The sequence below is a fragment of the Thiohalocapsa sp. ML1 genome (assembly GCF_001469165.1).
In the GTDB taxonomy this organism is placed as follows: Bacteria; Pseudomonadota; Gammaproteobacteria; order Chromatiales; family Chromatiaceae; genus Thiohalocapsa.
Genome location: NZ_JABX01000042.1, coordinates 17,757 through 35,084 on the forward strand (window position 1 = coordinate 17,757; position 17,328 = coordinate 35,084).

A 17,328-nucleotide genomic window follows, 5' to 3' on the forward strand; every position below is an offset into this window, starting at 1 on the left:
TTGGTGCATTCCAGCGCAGCAGACAGCATGGCGGGTCTGATCCTCGGGCGTCTGCGTCAGGACGACGAGGCGGTGGAAGGCGTGAATCCCAACTTTCTGGTGCGCAACTGGCCGCCGGCGCTGACCGAGTGGAGCACACGGGCGGTTAGAGACGCCTTCTTCGCATCACCCCGATTTCCGCGCCTGCTCGTCATCGAGAAGCTCAAAGAGACCATCGCCCGCGGCGTGGCGAACGGCCTGCTTGCCTACCTTGGCAAGACCCCCGACGGTCGTTGCGACCCGTTCTTTTTCGAGTCCGTCATCGAGATCAGCTACGACAGCGAAACCGTTGCGCTCTGCATCCGGCTGCTGCCGAGCGCGCACGAGTGCCGCGCGCTGCGGCTCAATGACGAGATTGCGCTGAACATCGGCCGGGTTCGAGACCCTGGTGGGCATTGATGTGCTCGACACCGCGGCCGACTCCTCCCCGCGGGCGCGGCTTCCAGCCGCGACGATGCAGCATCGGCAGTGCCGGTTTCGGTCGACTTGCGTTCAGGCAAGAAAAACCCCGGTGCTCGGGGGGAAGCAACCGGGGTAACGTTTCCCGAGGGTCTCGGGAAAAGGTCCGCCGGGTGGGGGAAACCCGACGGACCCGCGCCGATCAGCGCCTGTTTGTCAGAGTGTAGTCGGTGGAAATAGGTTCCGCCCGATTCAAACGCGCGCTTGAGCTGCTGGCGCCCCTCGTCGCGTGTGTTGATCCGTTGATCGGGTGCGGTGGTCGGCTGCCCGAGCCGGGCTGCCGTGCTGCACTGTCCGAGCGATGGGTGGCCGCGGCTCGGCGGTGTCAGGGCAACAGCACCTGCACGAACTCCGACGGGCGCAGGATCTCGTCCGGGCGGGTATCGAAGACGACGTCGATCTCGTAGACGGCCCCGTCGGGGTCGATGCGCACCGCCTCCACCCCGAGGCTGTAGACCTCGGCCGAGCGGCGCTCGCCGCGCACGAGGACGGTCGCGGGCTGGCCGGGGCGGTAACGGCGCAGCACGTCGGCGGTGACCAGCGCGCGGGCGAGCATGCGGTCGGTCGGCGCGATGGCGACCAGCGGCGCGGGCTGCAGGCTGGTGAAGATGACGGCGCCGTCGTAGGTGTTGCGGGCGACGACGATGCCGTCGAAGGGGGCGCGCAGCTCCGTGCGCTCGAGCATGACCTCGGCCGCGGCGACGGCGGCGCGGTCCGACTCCTGCTCGGCGAGGGCCGCTGCATGCGCGAGCTCGGAGTCCTTCAGCTCCTCGGCGGCGATGAGGCCGCGGTCGAACAGCTCCTGCGAGCGTTCCAGCTCGCGCTCCACGTCTTCGAGCGCGACGGCGCCGCGGGCGAGCCGCGCCTGGGCCTCCAGCAGAGCGGACTGCGCCTCGCGCTGGTCCATGCGCACCAGGACGTCGCCCTTGTCCACGTGCTGGCCCGTGTTGACGTAGACGCCCTCGACGACGCCGTTGGCGACGGCGCGCATCTCCACGCGGTGCAGCCATTCGAGGCGCCCGCTCAATTGCAGGGCGAGGGCGCCCGCGGCATGCGTCAGCAGCAGCGCGGCGACGGCGGCGCGCGCGGCGCTTGGTGCGATTCCGGCGGGCATCAATCGGTGTCCTCAAGTGATGGCTCGGTGGTGTCGTTGCGCGCGGCGCCGGCGCCGGCGCCGGCGCCGACGCCGATGAGCGGCTTGCCTTGCAGGGCGTTCAGCTCCGCGAGCGTCAGGGCCGTGCAGAGCGCCACGGCGCTCTCGTCGCGGCGGGCCTTGGTCTGCTGGCTCATGGAATAGCCTAGGTCGGCGGCGACCTCCATCTCGTACATGGTGCGGCTCTGGTCGAGCTTGAGGTCGCGCCAGTCGGCTTCGATCTTGGTCTGCTGCGCGGCGACGCCGAGCAGCTCCAGCCGCAGCAACAGCTCCAGCGCCTGCTGGCGCACGGCCATGGCGAGCACGGCGTCGGCGGCGTCATCGCCGGCCGCGAGCAGCTCGCCGAGCCGCGGGTTGTCGGCGAGCGCCGCGGCGACGATGGCGTCGAGGGTCGGCAGTGGGTCGGGCAGCGCGGGCGGCGGCGGCTCGATGAGCGTCTTCGGCAGGTCCGTCGGCTGGCCGATGGCCTGCGCGAGGAGCGAGCGGGTGAGGCGCCGCGACGCATCGCTCGCGGCGCGCTGGCGGCGGATAATCTGGTAGGCGGCCTCCAGCTCGGCCACCCTCAGGGGTGACACCTGCCCCAGCTCGCGGCGATTGTCGGCACGGTCGTACTGGATGTAGCCGACGGCCATGGCCTCGTCGTCGCGCATGAAGCTCAAGTCAGCCAGCAGCACGTCGAAGTAGCGCTGCACGATCTCGAGCTGCTGCGCCGTCGCCGGTGGCAGCAGCGCACTCCAGCCGACATCGCGGTGTTGATCGGCGGCGCGGGCGTCGCCGAAGGCGAGCGTATGGCAGCCCAGGAACAGCGGCTGCGGGCGCGGCGGCAGCACGGCATCCGGCGCCGCCTGCACGCGCGGGTGAGCCTCGGCAAACTCGATCGCCTGCACCAGGCCGAGCGGCTCCGGCACCTCGGCCACGACGGGCTGTGCCGCGACGATGGCACCGAGCAGGGTGCCGGCTAAGCCGGCCCGTGCATGGGGGGCAAGCCGTCCGCGCGGGGCGGGGCTCGGCTGACGGGCTCGTGGTTTCACGCGGTGGCGCGCCTCGGGCGGGGAGCTGACAGGGCCGGATGACAGCACTGTGGGCCGCGCCGCGCAAGTGCTGCCGTAGGGCCGGCGGTCGGCCGGCGATGTCCGCAAATGGCCGTCGGCCGGGCCGATCGGGTGCTGCCGAGCGCTGCCCGGTCCCGGGCGTTGCGCTATCATGCCGCCGATTCACTCGCCGACTCGACAGCGCATGGCATCGGACGCAGGCCAGCCACTCCCGTTCCGTCTCACCGTGCGGGTCTACTACGAAGATACCGACGCCGGTGGCGTTGTGTATCACGCCCGCTACCTGCACTTCATGGAGCGCGCGCGCACGGAGTGGCTGCGTGCGCTGGGCTTCGAGCAGGATCGGCTGCGCGCCGAGCAGGGTGTGCTGTTCGCGGTGCGGCGCATGGAGCTGGCCTTTCTGTTCCCGGCGCGGTTCAACGACTTGCTGGTGGTGGAGAGCAGCCTGACCCACGCCGGCCGGGCGAGCCTGGACTTCGCGCAGCGGGTGCAGCGGGCCGCCGACGCCAAGCGCTGCTGTGAAGCCACCGTCAACATCGCCTGCCTCGATGCCCTAGCCCTGCGGCCCGCCCGCATCCCGGAAGCCATCATGACCGCCTTACCGCCGGAGACCCGCCATGGGCGCTGAGTTTTCGCTGCTGGAGCTGATGCTGCGCTCGAACCCGATCGTGCAGCTCGTGCTGCTGCTGTTGGCCCTCGTGTCGGTGCTGTCGTGGGCGGCCATCTTCGAGCGCTCGCGCGTGCTCAAGCGCGCCAGCGATGCCGCCGACGACTTCGAGGCGCGCTTTTGGTCCGGCGGCGATCTCAGCGCGCTGTACCGCGAGCTGGGCCAGGACGAGAAAAAGGGCCTGACCGGCTTGGCCGCGATCTTCCGCAACGGCTTTCGCGAATACGCCAGGCTGCGCAAGACCGACCCGGACGACACCATGGCCGTGATCATGGGCGCCGAGCGCTCCATGCGCGTTGCGCTGAGCCGGGAGCTGGACCGTCTGGAGAACAACCTGCCGTTCCTCGCCACGGTGGGCTCCGTCAGCCCCTACGTCGGCCTGTTCGGCACCGTTTGGGGCGTCATGCACGCCTTCCAGGCCCTCGGCAACGTGCAGCAGGCGACCCTCGCGCTGGTCGCCCCCGGCCTGTCCGAGGCGCTGGTGACCACCGCCGTCGGCCTGTTCGCCGCCATCCCCGCCGTGGTGGCCTACAACCGCTACACCACCAAGGTGGAGCGGCTGAACAGCAGGTACGAAGAGTTCATGGAAGAGTTCTCGACCCTGTTGCAGCGCCAAGGCCGTGCTGTCGCCACCACCGACGGCAGGGAGCAGGCGGCATGAAGCGCGCGGTGCGCCGACAGCGGCGCAAGCCGATGGCGGACATCAACATCGTGCCCTACGTGGACGTGATGCTGGTGCCGCTGGTGATCCTGATGGTGACAGCACCGCTCATCACCCAGGGCGTGAAGGTGGACCTGCCGCAGGCGAACGCACAGCCGCAGCCCGGCGAGGGTCCGCTGCCCGTGATGATCCACATCGACCAGTTCGGCGACACCTACCTGGACCTCGGCGAGAACGATCTGCTGCCGGTGGACCAGCAGCTCCTCTACGAGCGGCTGCTGCGGGTGCTGCGCGATGCGCCGGCGACGCCGATCATGGTGCGGGCCGATGCGTCCATCGACTACGGCCTCGTCGTCGATGCGATGGTCGCCGCGCAGGCGGCCGGCGCGCCGAGCGTTGGGCTGGTGACGCGCCCGCCGCCCGGCGTGGGATCCGCTCCCGGGCCGGGCTGACGGGCCGTCATGTGGGAAATTTGGCGTCGTTATCCGAAGGCCTACCTCTGGTCGATCCTGCTGCATCTGGCGTTGGCCGGCATGCTGCTGCTCGGCGCCGACTGGCTGGTGCCCGACCGGGACCTCGGCGCCGTGGACAACATGGTCCAGGCGAGCCTGCCGGCGACGCCGGACATCGAGCGGCGCATCGAGGCGTTGCAGGCGAGCGCAGCGCGGCCGGAGCCGGCCCCGCCGCGCCAGCCGCCGCCCCCGCCCGAGCCGCCGCCGCCTGACCCCGCCGCCGAGCAGGCGCGGGCCGAGTCCGAGCGCGCGGCGGAGGCGGCGCGCCAGGCCGAGTTGGAACGCGAGCGCCAAGCCGAGCTGGAACGCGAGCGCCAGGCTGAGCTGGAACGTGAGCGCCAGGCTGAGCTGGAGCGCCAGCGCCAGGCTGAGCTGGAGCGCCAGCGCCAGGCCGAGCTGGAGCGCGAGCGCCAGGCCGAGCTCGCAGCCCGCCGCGAGGCCGAGGCCGAGGTCCGCCGCAAGGTCGCCGAGGAGGCCGAGCGTCGCGCCGCCGAGGAGGCCCGCCGCCGCGCCGAGCAGGAGGCCCGCCGGCTGGCCGCCGAGGCCGAGGCCGCCGCCCAAGCCGAGCGGGAGCGCGCAGCGGCCGAGCGCCGCGCGTCAGAGCTGGCCGCGCAGCGCGAGGCCGAAGCGCAGGCCCGCCGCGAGGCCGACGAACGTGCGCGCCGCGAGGCGGAGGCGCGCCGGCAGGCGGAGCTTGCGGCCGAGCGCGAGGCCCAAGACCGCGCCCGGCGCGTGGCGGACGAGGTCGCCCGCCGCGAGCGCGAGCTGGAGGCCGCGCTCGCGGCCGAGCTGGAGCGCGAGACGGCCGTCGCCGAGGCCGCCCAGCAGGCCGAGGAGCGCCGCCGGCGCACCGCCTTGCAAGAGGCCCAGCTCGCCGCCGCGCGCAAGCAGATCGCAAGCCGCTGGGTGCCGCTGATCCAGAGCCGCATCAAGGGCGTTTGGGTCCGGCCAGCGGGCAGCCCCGCCAACATCGAGACCGTCGTGAATCTGCGGCTCGAACCGGGCGGGCAGGTCATCCCGGGCAGCGTCCGCGTGGTGCAGAGCAGCGGCAATGGGGCCTTTGACCAGTCGGTGATTTCCGCCGTCTACAAGGCCTCGCCGCTGCCGGTGCCGGACGGTGCCGAGTTCAACGAGATGTTCCAGGACTTCAATTTCAGGTTCAGGCCGTGATGGGGCTGCTCCGGGATGGAACAGGCAGCATCGGCGCAAGCGGGCGCCGCCCGGCATGCGGGATCGGGAGCAGATCGAATTCGACCCCGACACCGACCCCGATTCCGATAGCGACGCAGACGTAGACCGGATTGATGAGGTTTTCAGAATTATGCGACTCAGCGTTTTTCAGCCCGATCTGCTCCTGCTGCTGATCCTGCTGTGCGCGGCCGGGGTGGCCCAGGCCAAGCTCACCATCGAGATTACCGGCGGCGTCGAGGGCGCCCAGCCCATCGCCGTGGTGCCCTTCGGCAACGTCGATGGCGCGAAGCCGGGCGAGGATATCGCCGACATCATCGCCGCCGACCTCGCCCGCAGCGGCAAGTTCAAGCCCATGCCGCGGCGCGAGATGCTGGTGACGCCGCATCGGGAGGCGGACGTGGACATTCGCGAATGGCAACTGCTCGGGATGAACAGCCTCGTCGTAGGCGAGGTCATGCCGAACGCCACGGGCGGTTACGCCATCCGCTTCGAGCTGCTGGATGTGTTCAGCGGCAAGAAGCTCCTCGGCGATACGGTCTCGTCCACATCCAAGGGGTTGCGCAACGCCGCACACCGCATCGCGGACAAGATCTACGAGGACCTCACCGGCGAGCCCGGCATCTTCGCGACTCGCATCGCGTACGTGACCTCCGCCGGGCACAACGCCCGCGTGGCGCTGCGCGTGGCCGATGCCGACGGTTTCAATGCCCAGACCATTGTCGATTCCGCCGAGCCCATCATGTCGCCGGCGTGGTCGCCGGACGGGAACAAGCTCGCCTACGTGTCCTTCGAGGGCCGCCAGTCCGCGATCTATGTGCAGGACTTGGCAAGCGGCCGGCGCGAGCGCGTCGCGAGCTACGAGGGCATCAATGGCTCGCCGACGTTCTCGCCGGACGGGGGCAAGCTCGCGATGATGCTCTCCAAGGACGGCAACGCGGACATCTACGTGCTGGACCTCGCGAGCCGACAACTGACGCGGCTCACGGACCACTACGCCATCGACACCGAGCCCGCCTTCTCGCCCGACGGCAGCCATGTCGTGTTCACGTCCGACCGCGGCGGCAGGCCGCAGATCTATCGGGTGAGCACCGCCGGCGGCCCGGCGCAGCGGGTGACCTTCGAGGGCGATTACAACGCCGCCGCTGCGTACTCGCCGGACGGCGGCACGCTGGTGATGATCACTCGCGAGAACGGGCGCTTCCGGGTGGTCATGACGGACGCCAACGGCGGCGCCCGGCGCTACGTCAGCGACGGCAGCCTGGACGAGTCGCCAAGTTTCGCGCCCAGCGGCAGCGTGGTAATTTACGCGACCCAGAACAATGGTCGCGGCGTGCTGGCCGCCACCCCCCTCTCGTCCGGGGCGAGCCATCGGTTGTCGCGCGACGCCGGTGAGGTGCGCGAGCCCGCCTGGTCGCCGCTGTTGCGCTGAGCCGAACCGCTTCTCTCGCCATGCCGAGCCAGCATGTAGCGCCGACCAGGGTGCCGCGCCGATCCGCTGCGTCCGTCTTTGTTCAGGAGCCCCACCCGTGAAGCCTGGTTTTCGCCTCCTTTCTACCCTGCTTGTGCCGTTGCTTGCCCTGGCCGCCGGCTGTGCGACCCAGCCGCCACCGCCGCAACCCAGGCCGCCGAGCGCGGCGGAGCTGAACGCGATGACGCCGGGCGCGGACTCCCAGGTCCGCGAGCCCGCGCTGGCACCGGAGGTGGCGCTCGAGCCGGCGCGGCCGCTGTCGCCGCTGGATGATCCGAACAGCCCGCTCTACAACAAGGTCGTCTACTTCGACTACGACACGGCCGAGATCCCCGCCGATGCCACGGACCTGCTGCGCACGCATGCCAACTACCTCTACAACACGCCGGGCGCCGCCGTTACGCTCGAAGGCCATACCGACGAGCGCGGCACCCGCGACTACAACCTTGCCCTGGGCGACCGGCGCGCGGACGCTGTGCAGCGCTTCATGATCGCCGAGGGCGTGCCCGCGGATAAGCTGAGCCGCCTGAGTTATGGCGAGGAGCGCCCGGCGGACCCGCAAAGCTCCGAGCGCGCCTGGGCGCTGAACCGCCGCGTCGAACTGGTGTACTGACATGTTGCCGATGCCCGCCCGTCCGCTGCCGCGCCTCGCCGGCGCCGCCACGCTCGCCGCCCTGCTCGCGAGCGGCCTTGCACTCGACGCCGTCGCCCAGTCGCGCAGCGACGCGCTACTGGCGCCGACGCCGACGCCGACGCCGACCCCGGCCGCCGCGCCCGCCGCCAACGGCGACTCGCCGGTGCCCGCCGCGGAGCTGGGCGAGCGACTCGCTAGGCTGGAGCGGATGCTGAACGAAAGGAGCCTGTCCGACTTCGTGCTCCAGCTCCAGCAGCTCCAGCAAGAGATGCAGGAGCTGCGCGGCCTCGTGGAGCTGCAGCAGCACCAGCTCCGGCAGGCCGGCATCACGGTGCCGCAATTCGGCCAGTCCTATGCCGAGCAGAAGGCGGCGGCGGAGGCCGGCGAGGCCGCCGACGGCGAGCCCGCAGCGGCCGAAGGCGCGGCTGCTGGGGAAGCTGCCGAAGGCACCGATGCAGCCGCAGTCGCCGCCGACGCGGTGCCCATCGCGCCGCCGCCGAAGACCGGCGTCGGCGCACTCGGCGGCGGCGGCGACTTGGGCGGTACGCTGGCGCTGCCCTCGCCGGAGACGCTCGAAGGCGGCGAGCAGGACGCCTACCGGCGCGCCTTCGAGCTGCTGAAGGACCGCGATTACGACGGCGCGAAGAAGGAGCTCGCCGCCATGCTGGTGCAGTATCCGCAGGGTCAGTATTCCGACAACGGGGTCTACTGGCTCGGCGAGATCGGCTATGTCACCAAGGACTACCCGGCGGCGCTGACCCACTTCAACCGGCTCGTGAGCGACTACCCGGGCAGCCCCAAACTGCCGGCGGCAATGCTCAAGCTCGGCTACATCTACCAGGACCAGCAGGACACCGAGCAGGCCCGCAAGATGCTCCAGGCCGTGAACGAGCGCTTCCCGGACACCACCGAAGGCCGCCTCGCCAAGGGCCGGCTGGAGCAGATGTCCCGCGAGGGCGGCTGAGCTGAGCCTGCCCCAGGCGGGTACGCCGCGGCGTGCGCGAATGTACCCGTCACCGGGTGCTCGTCGCTCCGCGGTGTGACGCGGGTATCCGGCGCTCCGCGCCGACGGATTCGTGACACCGCGGGAGCGATGTCACGAGACGAGCGAGCGCCTCCTCAGGCCGGCTCGCTGCCGCCGGCGGCGGCGTCCAGCTCGGCGACCAGGGCGCGCACGGCGATGGCGATGTCCGGCGCGGCCCGCTCCAGCACGGCCGGGCTGCGGTCCCGGGCCAGGTAGTCCAGCGTCAACAGCACCGCCTCGGCGGTGGGGGCCGCGTCCGGAGACAGGGTCTTCAACTCGTGGGCCAGGTCGCGGAGCAGGTCGTCGGAGGGGCGGTCCTGGAGCAGGCCGACGAACAGGGCAGTGAGCGCCGCGAGCGGGGTCGTCTTGGGCTTGGCGGCGGACGGCTCGCGGACGCTCCGGTCGGTTGGGGGATCGAGCAGGTGTCCGATCAGCCGACGGCCGATGGCGAAGGCGGCGGGCTTGCCGGCGTTGCGCTCGGCGGTGGGGACGGCGCTGCCCATGGCCTGCAACAGGGTGCCGGCCCGGTCCGGGGTCTCGCCGAGGGCCGCGTCCAGGGTGCGCCAGGCCTCGGCGTCGGCGCCGCGCAGCAGGTGCATGGCGGCGATCAGGCCCCGCAGCGTCGTGCCGAACGTGGGATCACGGTCGCGGAGGTTCGCGGCGAAGGCCAGCGCATCGGTCAGGGTGGCGATGGCGTCGTCGTAGCGCTGCCGATCGCGGAGTATGAGATGCGCGCGCACCCAGAGCCATGTCTCGCGCCCGGCCTTGTCATGCTCGGGCAGCGACGGATCGGCGCGCAGGGTGGCGATGCTCCGGCGATGGGCCAGCAGGGCCAGGTCGATGGCGTCGGCCTGCTCCAAGGCCTCGGCCCAGGATTCCCAGTCGGTGGCAGCGCCCGCCCCGGGCCGGCGGAGCGACGCCAAGCGGTCCAGGCACTGCTCGGGGCCGAGCCCTTCGGCCTCCCAGGCCGGTAGCAGGAACCCAAGCAGCGGCCCCAAGGGCCAGCCGCCGAGGCCGGCGGCGACGGCCGAGGCCAGGCCGTCCTCGGCGCAGGCGTTGGCCAGCGCCCGGTCCTGGAACTGGCGCAGCCGCTCGGCGGCGCGGTGGGCCAACCGCCACGCATCGGAATCCGCCGCGGCCGGCCGCCTGTCCAGCCGCGCGAGCCGCTGCCGCCAGGCATCCGCCTCGGCGGCCTCGTCGCCGAGCTTGGCCGCCGCTTCGGCGATGTCCTCCAGGTTCAGGTCAATCAGGTCCTCGCGCTTGGCCTGCTCGGCCCAAGGCAGGGCCTCGCGATGGGCGGCCAGGGCCTCACCGGGCTGCCCCAGCGCCCAATGGTTCCAGCCGAGGTTGCCGAGGGCGACGGCCAATGCGTCCGGGTGACCGTTGCGACGGGTGGCCTCCAGGGCCTGCTGGCGCAGGGACAGGGCCTCGTCCGGTCGGGCCTGGCGGTCAGCCAACTGGGCAAGTCCTTCGAGATTGGCGGCCTGCCAGCGCCCGTCATCGGCCGCGCGGGCGAGATCCAGCCCGTCCGTGAAGGCCGCCCTGGCTTTGTCGGTCTCGCCCTCGCCCAGGTGCAGCAGGCCAAGCCAGTAGTTGGCCTGCGCGGCCAGGTCCGGGGCATCGGCGTCGGCTGCAAGCCGGCAGGCGCGCCGGTAGGCAACCTCGGCCCCGGCGGGATCTTTGCTGAAACCGCCAAATTCCGCTTCGGCGCGCGCGAGATACCAACCGATGATCAGCCAGTTCCTTGCCACGCCGCGGTCATTGCCGGCCTGCTCGAAGGCGGCGATGGCCAGGCGATGGGCGTCCAGGGCCGGCTCGGCGCGCCCGAGCTTCATGGAGAGCCAGCCGATCGGCTGCAGCAGCAGGCCCCGTAGCGCGTGATCCTCGGCCGCGGCCCGGTCCAGGTGGGCCTGGAGGTCGGCGAGTTGCGCCTCCAGGTGCGCCGTGTCGTCGCGGTCTTGGTTCGGTGACGAGTCCGTCTCGACGAGCTGCCGCAGCAGGGCCGGATCGGCAAGGGCCGGGCAGTCGGCCAACTTGTGGCCGCTCTGCTCCAACCGCACCCGCGCAAAGACGCTCGCCTCGGCCGTCTGCCCCCGGGCGAAGAGCTTCAGCGCAAAGGCACGCAGCTCGTCCCCGCGATAGAAGGTGGCGAGAAACTCGGCCATGGCCGCAAGCGGTGTCTCCAGGGCACGGTGGTCCAGGTGGCGCTTCTTGTAGAACTGCACCAGCACCCGGTCGGCGACCCGATACAGGGTCGCGCGGCCCTTGTGCTCGCGCTCGCCGAAGACGATCTCGTTCTCGCGCAGCCAACTGAAGGGCTGGGCGATGCGGTTCTGGGGCAGGCCGACGCGCTCTGCCAGCTCGCTCTGGGAGCAGGGCTCGCCGCCGCGGATCAGGGCGTCGAACAGGGCGCGCGGCACGTCGGGCATGCGCTCCCAGATCAGGTCCTGGTAGTAGGGGGTCAGATTGTCCACCAGGGCGTCGAGGGTCTGGGCGGCGCTCACCGGGTCGCCGTCGGCGCGCAGCAGGTCGGCCAGGATCACGGCCATGCGGGGGCTGCCGCCGGTGAAGGCGCTGATGGCGCGCACCTTGGCCTCGGGCCAGTGGCCCTCCTGGCGGCGCTCGTGGCCGGCGCGGCGACGGAAGTAGTCGAGATACTCGCCGGTGTCCCAGGGTTCCAGGCGCAGGTGCTCGAAGCTGTGGAAGAGCCGGTCGCCGTAGCGCTGGTCCAGGTCGCCGGCCAGGGTGGAGACGATCAGCATCACGCGCCGGTCGCTGTCGAGCCAGGCGCGCAGCCGGGACTGGTCGGCCTTGGACTTGAAGGCCCGCTCCAAGAGCCGATCGAAGTTCTCGATGGCGGCGATGGCGAGCGGCGGCGTGCCGGCGCCCGAGCCAACGTCCGAGCCGGCGCCGAGCCGCTCGGCGATGGCCGCGTCCAGCTCGGCGACGGCCGTCCCCCAGGCGTCGTCGGGCTCGCCGCCGAGGCGCGGCATCAGGCTGGCGGCCGGGGCGCCGGTGAGCAGCCGGTGCAGCTCCCGAGGCAGGGCGGCGGCGGTGGTGAGATTGGGCTGCTCCTCGGGCAGCAGCAGGAAGCGGTCCGGGCTGCCGCGGTCCTTGAGCGCCACCTGCACTAGGCGCAGGAAGAAAGACTTCCCCATGCCCCGCGGTCCGATGAGCATCAGGTGGCGGTTCGCTCCGCCGCCGGCCCGGTTCTCGTCGATGGTCTTGAGGGTGACGGCGAGCGGCGAGTCGCGGCCGGTGGCGAGCGTGCGCACGGTGCTGTCGGCCATGTTGTGCGGGTCGAAGCGGTAGACGGTGGCGCGGATGTCCTCAGGCCCCATGATCGATCCTCCATTGCCGCAGCACGCGCAGGGCCAGGGCGTATTCGCCGGGCGCGAGCGCATGGACGAACTCCTGGCGCTGGAGCTTCTCCAGCAGGGGGCCGAAGGGCACGGCGGCGTCCGGCAGCCGCTCGGCTAGGGCTGGGCGGCTTAAGGTGTCGGAGTCGGCGCGGGCGAGGGCGTTGAGCAGAGCCTCGGCGGCGGCGCGCTCCTCGGGGCTGAAGTGCTTGGCAAGCCGCTCCTGGAACTGGGGGAAGAAGCTGCTGCGCAGGTCCGGCCAGTATTGGCGGGCGAAGATGCGCTCCAGGTAGTCCGCGTCGCAGCGGTCGGCGCCGGAGAGCTTGCGGGCGATCAGGTCGATGAAGAACGGGTGCAGGTCGTCCAGGCGGGCCAGCACCGCGTCCAGGCAGGCGTCGTCCCAGCTCTTGAGCCCGAAGCCCTGGCCGCGCTGGCGCAGCATCGCGCGGGCCTCCTCGGGCTCGAACGGGTGCAGGGTCAGGCGATCGACGTTGTTCATCACCTGGCTCGTGATGCCGAGATCGGCGAGCAGGAAGTCCATGCTGATGGAGCCGGCGATGGCCATCGGCGTGCCGCTGCCGCGCCAGACCCGCAGGGTGGACAGGACTTGCTTGGCGAAGCGCTGCTCGAAGCCCTGCTCCAGCAGGTTCTCGATGGGCCGGAATACGCAGCAGCTCGTCGATGAGCAGGGCGACGGGCGGGTCGGCACCGGCAAGGGCCTTGCCGGTGGCGGCGGCGATCGGCTCCCAATAGTCGATCAGGCCCTTGTCCAGTTCCACCGAGGCGCCGCCGAAGCTGCCCTTTTTCAGCCGGTTCTGGATGCTGTCGGCGAGCCGGCTCGGCAGGGTCTGACCGTCCAGCACGAGCTTGCGCCAGCCCGAGACCACCCCCGGCGGCAGCGCGGCGAGGATGGCGTTGTAGAGCTGGGACGGCGTGGACAGGGTCTGCACGTCGATCAGGCAGGGCGCAACCCGGCCCGATTCGGCCGGATCGGCGGCTGCCAGGCGCCGCTGGGCCTCCCGCAGGATCCAGCTCTTGCCTGTGCGGCGCACGCCGAAGATCAGCACGCTGCCGCCCACACGCAGGGTGTTGCAGACGGTCTGGACCTCGGCCTCCCGGAATAGGAAGTCGCGCATGAAACTATCCTTTCTGTTTGATATCAGTCACGGATGATAGGCTTGCCGGCGCGGGAGGTCAAAGGGCACAGGGCTGTGTGCGACCCTGACCTTGGCCCGCGACGGTCTCGCCGTCGTGACCGACGCCTTCGTTCTCGCGCAATGCCTTGCCGACGGCGCCGCGCCGGCTTACCGCACCACATCCCACACCAGCGCCGCCACCAGCGCCCAGAGCCCGAGCCGCAGCAGCCGCTGATAGTCCGCCGGCCGAATGCGCCGGCGCAGCCGAATGCCGAGCCACAGCGCCGCCAGCACCAGAGGCAGCAACCACAGCGTCTGGCCGATCAACGACAGGTCCAGCGCGCCGCGTGCCGCAAAGCCCGCAAGCTGCCCCGTCTTGCTGGTGACGAAGCTGAGATTGAAGGCGGCCACCATCAGCGTCGCCGGCATCCGCGTGTAGAGCGCGAAAATGATGATCACCGGCCCAAAGATGTTCACGACGCCGGCGAGCAGCCCCATGCCGAGCCCGAGCAGCGCGAGCCCCCAACGCGGAACCCTGCGTTCCCGTGCGACCCCGGGCAGCCGCTCCGCGAGCAGATAGGACGCCAGCACCGCGCCCAGCAGCAGCCGAAACGGCTCCGGGTCCACCGTGAGCAGGATCTGCGTGCCCGTGAAGCTGCCGATGAACGTGAATACCGGGATCGGCCAGAAGCGCCGCAGCGCCTCGCCGCGCCCGGGCTCGCCGGCGATGCTGCCCAGGTTCGTAGCGATGGTGGGCAGGAGCGTGAGCTGAATCGCGGCCGGCAGGGCCATGCCCAGGGCGAGCAGCGGGGTTGCGAGCATCGGGAAGCCGAACCCGAACAGCCCGTGCACGAAGGCCGCGAGCGTCAGCACGGCCGGCACGTAGACGTCGGCCAGCTCAGGCATCGTCAGCGCGCCGGCGGCGGGCCTGACTCAAGACGAGCACGGCTTCTGGGGTCGCGGCTTCTGGGGTCGGGTCATATCGATGGTGCATCGTGGCTGCCGGATCGCACGCTTTGGGCAATAATCTCATCGCTGTCAGTCTGCGGCGACAGTGGTTGCAGGAGCGACCGGGGCCCGCGTCGGGGCGCTGCCCTCGGGAACCGCCAGCGTCGGGGCGCCGACGGATGGCACCGGGAGCAGCCATGCTTGTCCAATGCGCCGAGCGGTCGCCCTGCACCCAGGTTGCGCTCGTCTCTTTCCCGATGGCGCGTTATCTGTAATCCTGCCCGCCTATTGCTGACGGAAACCCGGGGCGGTGTGGTGGAATGCACGACATCAACCTGACCCGCCCTGCGCAGTCGGCAGGCGAGCCGCCCGCCCCCGGGCGCCGCTGCATCAGCAGGACAGCCGCGGAGACAACATGATCCTCCTCACCATCAACAACGAGCGGCGCGAGGTCGACGTCCCGGACGACACGCCGCTGCTTTGGGTCCTGCGGGACCACCTGGGGCTTACCGGCACCAAGTTCGGCTGCGGCATCGGCAGTTGCGGGTCCTGCGTCGTGCACCTGGACGGCGCCGCCGTCAACGCCTGCATCACGCCCGTGAGCGCGGCGGTGGACAAGGCGGTGGCGACCATCGAGGGGCTCAACAACGACATTGCGCGGGCGCTCCGCCAGGCGTGGATCGGCGTGCAGGTGCCCCAGTGCGGCTACTGCCAGTCCGGGCAGATCATGGCCGCCGCGGCGCTTCTGGTGCAGCACCCGCAGCCGACGGACGAGCAGATCACCGCCGCCATGGACCGCGTGCTCTGCCGTTGCGGCACCTACAACCGCGTGCGTCGGGCCATCCATCGCGCCGCGCGCCCGACGTTGGAGGCCACCTGAGGTGGCGCGCCACATCGAGCTGGACCGGCGCAGCTTCCTGAAGGGCGTCGCCGTCGGCGGCGGCCTGCTGGTCGGCCTGCACCTGGGCCTGCCGACGCGGGCGGAGGGCGTCGCCGGGACCGTCGTGGAGCCGCAGTCGCCCTTTGCGCCGAACGCCTGGATCCGCATCGAGCCCAGCGGCGGCATCGCCTTCATCGTCGCCCGCTCCGAGATGGGGCAAGGGGTGATGACGGCGCTGCCGATGCTGATCGCCGAGGAGCTCGGCGTCGGGCTGGATCAAATTACGGTGCGCTTCGCGTCGGCCGCGCCGGCCTATTTCAACAATCTCGTCGGCCAGCAGCTCACCGGCGGCAGCACCTCCGTGCGCGACGCCTGGACCAAGCTGCGCGAGGCCGGGGCGCTCGCGCGCTGGCTCTTGGTGCAGGTCGCCGCCGAGCGCTGGGGCGTGGCGGCCGATGGCTGCCGCGTCGAGCGCGGCGTCGTGATCCACCCGGACGGCGGCGAGCGGTTCCGCTTCGGCCAGCTCGCCACGGCCGCCGCCGCGGTGCCGATGCCGCCCGGCGTGTTTCTGAAAGAGCCGGATGAGTGGACGCTCATCGGCACCCCGGCACCGCGGCTCGACACGCCTGACAAGATCAATGGCCGTGCCCGCTATGGGATCGACATGCGGCTCACCGACATGGTGGTCGGCAGCATCGAGCGCTGCCCCGTGTTCGGCGGCGCGCTCAAGGGCTTCGACGCCGAGGGCGCCAAGGCCCTGCCCGGCGTTATCGCGGTGCTGCCGGTGAGCGCGGGCGTCGCGGTGGTCGCGAAGGGCGCCTATGCGGCGCTCGCCGGGCGCAAGGCGCTGCGCATCGAGTGGGACCTCGGGCCCAACGCAAGCCTGTCCAGCGCCGAGCTTCGCCGGCGTTTTGAGCAGCAGTTCGGCCAGCCTGGCGTGTCGGTGCGACGCGAGGGCGACCCGGACGCCGCGTGGTCCCGCGCTGCGCGCACGCTGGAGGCGGTCTATGAGGTGCCGTTCCAGGCCCATGCCTGTATGGAGCCGATGAACTGCACCGCCGACGTGCGCGCCGACGGCTGCGACATCTACGTGCCCACCCAGGCGCAGACCCGCACCCAGCGCATGGGCATGGACATCACCGGCCTCGGCGAGGAACAGGTGCGGGTGCACACGACCTTTCTCGGCGGCGGCTTCGGGCGCCGCGGCGAGGTGGACTTCGTGCGCGACGCGGTGGAGCTGTCCAAGGCGCTGAGACGCCCGGTGCAGGTGGTCTGGACCCGCGAGGACGACATCCGCCACGACTTCTATCGCCCCGCCGGGCTCAACCGGCTGCGCGGCGGGCTCGACGTGGACGGCCTGCCGATCCTGTGGAAGCACCACATCGTCTGCCCGTCCATCATGTCCCGGGTGCGCCCGGAGGCCGTTGTCGACGGCGTCGATCACACCTCCGTGGAGGGCGCCGCGAACCTGCCCTACGCGATCCCGAACATCGGCGTCGACTACAGCCTGGTAGACACGCCGGTACCGGTGGGTTTCTGGCGTGCCGTCGGCAGCTCGCAGAACGCCTGGATCACGGAGTGCTTCCTGGACGAGCTCGCCGCCGCCGGCGCGCAGGACCCGCTCGCGCTGCGCCGGCGGCTGCTGGCCGAGCAGCCGCGGCACTTGGGCGTGCTCGAGTTCGCCGCCGCCCAGGCCGGCTGGGACACGCCCTGCGCCGCCGGGCGCTTTCGCGGCATCGCCGTCGCCGAGTCCTTCGGCAGCTTTGTCGCGCAGGTGGCCGAGGTGTCCGTCACCGAGGGGCAAGTGCGCGTGCATCGCGTCACCTGCGCTATCGACTGTGGCCTGGTCGTGAACCCGGACACGGTTCGCGCACAGATGGAGAGCTGCATCGTCTACGGCCTCACGGCGACGCTAAAGGGCGCCATCACGCTCGCGCAGGGGCGGGTCGAGCAGGGCAACTTCCACGACTTTCCACTGTTGCGCATGAGCGAGATGCCGGACATCAGTGTGCATATCGTGCCGTCCGCCGAGTCGCCCGGCGGCGTCGGCGAGCCGGGGCTGCCGCCCATCGCGCCCGCCGTCTGCAACGCTGTTTTTGCGGCCACCGGCGAGCCGGTGCGCAGCCTGCCGATCCGCCTCTGAGC

General features: G+C 71.2%; 15 protein-coding genes. 10 read left to right on the forward strand and 5 right to left on the reverse strand.

Features of this window, described 5'->3' with window-relative positions; translation table 11 throughout:
• Positions 1-27 precede the first annotated feature (27 nt).
• Positions 28-438 carry a hypothetical protein gene (locus ML01_RS30305; RefSeq protein ID WP_058557365.1) on the forward strand — a complete coding sequence of 137 codons (411 nt, stop codon included), beginning with the start codon at positions 28-30 and terminating at the stop codon, positions 436-438.
• A gap of 385 nt (positions 439-823) precedes the next feature.
• Here ML01_RS30305 and ML01_RS21075 read toward each other — a convergent pair whose 3' ends face one another.
• Positions 824-1,612, reverse strand: a complete 789-nt coding sequence (locus tag ML01_RS21075) for an efflux RND transporter periplasmic adaptor subunit (protein ID WP_058557366.1) — start codon at positions 1,610-1,612, stop codon at positions 824-826.
• Positions 1,612-2,682 carry a hypothetical protein gene (locus ML01_RS21080; RefSeq protein ID WP_216819247.1) on the reverse strand — a complete coding sequence of 357 codons (1,071 nt, stop codon included), beginning with the start codon at positions 2,680-2,682 and terminating at the stop codon, positions 1,612-1,614. Before ML01_RS21080 ends, ML01_RS21075 begins: the two co-directional genes overlap by 1 nt.
• A 205-nt stretch (positions 2,683-2,887) precedes the next feature.
• On the opposite strand from ML01_RS21080, the gene ybgC reads away from it, so the two are divergent.
• The 7 genes from ybgC (at position 2,888) to ybgF (ending at position 8,800) form a co-directional block, all read left to right on the forward strand.
• Entirely contained in the window at positions 2,888-3,331 is a 444-nt protein-coding gene (gene ybgC, locus ML01_RS21085) for a tol-pal system-associated acyl-CoA thioesterase (RefSeq protein ID WP_058557368.1), read from the forward strand.
• The gene (tolQ, locus tag ML01_RS21090) at positions 3,321-4,031 is read left to right on the forward strand and encodes a protein TolQ (RefSeq protein WP_058557369.1); all 711 of its coding nucleotides are present in this window, start codon (positions 3,321-3,323) and stop codon (positions 4,029-4,031) included. Before ybgC ends, tolQ begins: the two co-directional genes overlap by 11 nt.
• The gene (locus ML01_RS21095; RefSeq protein ID WP_058557370.1) at positions 4,028-4,483 is read left to right on the forward strand and encodes a biopolymer transporter ExbD; all 456 of its coding nucleotides are present in this window, start codon (positions 4,028-4,030) and stop codon (positions 4,481-4,483) included. The genes tolQ and ML01_RS21095 overlap by 4 nt, the downstream gene beginning before the upstream one ends.
• 9 nt (positions 4,484-4,492) lie before the next feature.
• Positions 4,493-5,713 (forward strand): cell envelope integrity protein TolA, encoded by a 1,221-nt coding sequence (tolA, locus tag ML01_RS21100; protein WP_058557371.1) that lies wholly within the window; start codon positions 4,493-4,495, stop codon positions 5,711-5,713.
• Between the two features lie 151 nt (positions 5,714-5,864).
• Positions 5,865-7,163, forward strand: coding sequence for a Tol-Pal system beta propeller repeat protein TolB (gene tolB / locus ML01_RS21105; RefSeq protein ID WP_058557394.1), 1,299 nt, complete (start codon positions 5,865-5,867; stop codon positions 7,161-7,163).
• A gap of 97 nt (positions 7,164-7,260) precedes the next feature.
• Entirely contained in the window at positions 7,261-7,815 is a 555-nt protein-coding gene (gene pal / locus ML01_RS21110) for a peptidoglycan-associated lipoprotein Pal (protein ID WP_058557372.1), read from the forward strand.
• Position 7,816: 1 nt separating this feature from the next.
• Positions 7,817-8,800: a tol-pal system protein YbgF gene (gene ybgF, locus ML01_RS21115; protein WP_058557373.1), complete on the forward strand. Its 984-nt coding sequence runs from the start codon at positions 7,817-7,819 to the stop codon at positions 8,798-8,800.
• Between the two features lie 155 nt (positions 8,801-8,955).
• On the opposite strand, the gene ML01_RS21120 is transcribed toward ybgF, so the two are convergent.
• From ML01_RS21120 to ML01_RS21135, 3 genes are all read right to left on the reverse strand, one after another.
• Positions 8,956-12,201 carry a tetratricopeptide repeat protein gene (locus tag ML01_RS21120; protein WP_058557374.1) on the reverse strand — a complete coding sequence of 1,082 codons (3,246 nt, stop codon included), beginning with the start codon at positions 12,199-12,201 and terminating at the stop codon, positions 8,956-8,958.
• Positions 12,191-12,934, reverse strand: coding sequence for a hypothetical protein (locus ML01_RS21125; protein ID WP_156427891.1), 744 nt, complete (start codon positions 12,932-12,934; stop codon positions 12,191-12,193). The genes ML01_RS21120 and ML01_RS21125 overlap by 11 nt, the downstream gene beginning before the upstream one ends.
• Positions 12,935-13,523: 589 nt before the next feature.
• A complete protein-coding gene (locus ML01_RS21135) occupies positions 13,524-14,261 on the reverse strand; it encodes a sulfite exporter TauE/SafE family protein (protein WP_058557377.1) in 738 nt (245 codons plus the stop codon).
• 457 nt (positions 14,262-14,718) lie between these two features.
• Between ML01_RS21135 and ML01_RS21140 the strand changes: the two genes are divergently transcribed.
• Positions 14,719-15,183: a (2Fe-2S)-binding protein gene (locus ML01_RS21140; protein ID WP_058557378.1), complete on the forward strand. Its 465-nt coding sequence runs from the start codon at positions 14,719-14,721 to the stop codon at positions 15,181-15,183.
• 1 nt (position 15,184) lies between these two features.
• The gene (locus tag ML01_RS21145; protein WP_058557379.1) at positions 15,185-17,326 is read left to right on the forward strand and encodes a xanthine dehydrogenase family protein molybdopterin-binding subunit; all 2,142 of its coding nucleotides are present in this window, start codon (positions 15,185-15,187) and stop codon (positions 17,324-17,326) included.
• The last annotated feature ends 2 nt before the right edge of the window (positions 17,327-17,328 follow it).

Bases quoted from the DNA above. Each gene is read 5' to 3' on its own strand.
- ML01_RS21135 (WP_058557377.1), bottom strand. From the start codon at position 14,261: ATGCCTGAGCTGGCCGACGTCTACGTGCCGGCCGTGCTGACGCTCGCG.
- ML01_RS21075 (WP_058557366.1), bottom strand. From the start codon at position 1,612: ATGCCCGCCGGAATCGCACCAAGCGCCGCGCGCGCCGCCGTCGCCGCG.
- ybgF (WP_058557373.1), top strand. From the start codon at position 7,817: ATGTTGCCGATGCCCGCCCGTCCGCTGCCGCGCCTCGCCGGCGCCGCC.
- tolA (WP_058557371.1), top strand. From the start codon at position 4,493: ATGTGGGAAATTTGGCGTCGTTATCCGAAGGCCTACCTCTGGTCGATC.
- tolB (WP_058557394.1), top strand. From the start codon at position 5,865: ATGCGACTCAGCGTTTTTCAGCCCGATCTGCTCCTGCTGCTGATCCTG.
- tolQ (WP_058557369.1), top strand. From the start codon at position 3,321: ATGGGCGCTGAGTTTTCGCTGCTGGAGCTGATGCTGCGCTCGAACCCG.
- ML01_RS21095 (WP_058557370.1), top strand. From the start codon at position 4,028: ATGAAGCGCGCGGTGCGCCGACAGCGGCGCAAGCCGATGGCGGACATC.
- ML01_RS21120 (WP_058557374.1), bottom strand. From the start codon at position 12,201: ATGGGGCCTGAGGACATCCGCGCCACCGTCTACCGCTTCGACCCGCAC.
- ybgC (WP_058557368.1), top strand. From the start codon at position 2,888: ATGGCATCGGACGCAGGCCAGCCACTCCCGTTCCGTCTCACCGTGCGG.
- ML01_RS30305 (WP_058557365.1), top strand. From the start codon at position 28: ATGGCGGGTCTGATCCTCGGGCGTCTGCGTCAGGACGACGAGGCGGTG.
- ML01_RS21140 (WP_058557378.1), top strand. From the start codon at position 14,719: ATGATCCTCCTCACCATCAACAACGAGCGGCGCGAGGTCGACGTCCCG.